We start from the raw sequence: 1,285 nt of genomic DNA, 5'->3' as shown, positions 1-1,285 counted from the left end.
AATAAATAAGACCCCCGTGGTGCCCGCATCGCGAGCACTTGCCATCGACCAACTCTCCTCCGCAGATCGGACACTCATCGACCATGCTCGGTAAAACGCGAATCTGCTTAAACTGATTAGGGTAAAGAGCCTCGGAGCTCACTGCTGGGCCTGGACCCATCTCGGCATCTCTCTGAACCTGTAATGATCCTGGATTATCTCGTTGTAGGTCCGCACGAAATAGGCGTTGAACTGGCGCAGGTATAACACGCCTTCTTTTGTTATGGCTATGTTGTATCTTCTATCGTCCTTCTGGATGGTGACCAGACCGTCCAACTCGAGTTTTCGGAGAACCTTGTTGGTCATGGTGTAGTTGGATTTTATCTCGAAGGATATCTCGTTCTTGGGGATCAAGGGGACTTCTCCGGAGAAGATCTTGTCAAGTATCTCAGAGATATTCGGCTGGTAGATGTCTATTCCCAGCTCTGCAGCTAGCCTGTTCAGGGCAAGGCATGAATATAGCTCCCAGCTCTTGTATTGTCTCTGGCCTTCCAATTGTTCACCTCACTCCACGAACGGCAGGAAACTGTACGTTCCACGCTCCTCTATGATCACCTGTATCACAGTCTCCGATTTCGCATACCCGGGACCCTGGCCCAGTCGCACCGGGTTCTCCAGTATGAACCTGGCCGCCTCGTCAGGTAGCTCCTCACCATCGCCCTCCGGGGTGTACAATATGATGAATCTGGCCTTGTTGGGTACAAAGGATTGCTTCTTGACATAATCCTTGGCATCCTTCCAGAATCCTTTCACCATCTCCAGCGACGGGGGCGTTGGAGTCGTTATGGCCAATACCAGGCATTCGTCCGAAGAGTGCTGGAGGATGAACCGTCCCTTTGCGGCCTTGGCCTGTCCATAGCAGGGGTCTGAATCGCTGAGAAAACGAACAAGCCGCTCCGGGGCGCTCGCATATTCGGAATAGTTCTTTGGCTCCGCGTTCTTGATGTGATCGAGGAAGTTCATCCTGCAGAGCACGATCTGCATCAGACTGTCGACCTCCACTATCATCACCCCGGCGGCAATGGACATTATCGACATGACCATAACATACAACGTGAAAGCCCCCTCCAATATGCCTGGGAACAACACGATGCTCATATCGAACAACATGGGCAGGAAGAGCATCCTGGCCCAGAAATAGATGGGTATGAGCAGGAACACGAGCCGGATATAGAGCATCCGTTTTGAGGCATGAGGAAGGTTCTCCACGACGCCGTTGGTGAAAGCCGCCGTGGCGCCAAATAGG

General features: G+C 52.4%; 2 protein-coding genes. Both read right to left on the bottom strand.

The features are described from left to right. Nucleotides 1–138: 138 nt before the first annotated feature. Nucleotides 139–534 carry a hypothetical protein gene (locus QCH34_RS12865; RefSeq protein ID WP_300334720.1) on the bottom strand — a complete coding sequence of 132 codons (396 nt, stop codon included), beginning with the start codon at nt 532–534 and terminating at the stop codon, nt 139–141. 9 nt (nt 535–543) lie between these two features. After that, nucleotides 544–1,285, bottom strand: a 742-nt coding sequence (locus QCH34_RS12860; RefSeq protein WP_300334718.1) for a hypothetical protein, incomplete at its 5' end; no start/stop codon positions are given.

This window comes from Methanocalculus sp., assembly GCF_029762515.1.
Classification (GTDB): Archaea; Halobacteriota; Methanomicrobia; order Methanomicrobiales; family Methanocorpusculaceae; genus Methanocalculus.
The sequence above is the reverse complement of the archived record's forward strand: the minus strand, read 5'-3'. Positions and strand labels throughout refer to the sequence as shown.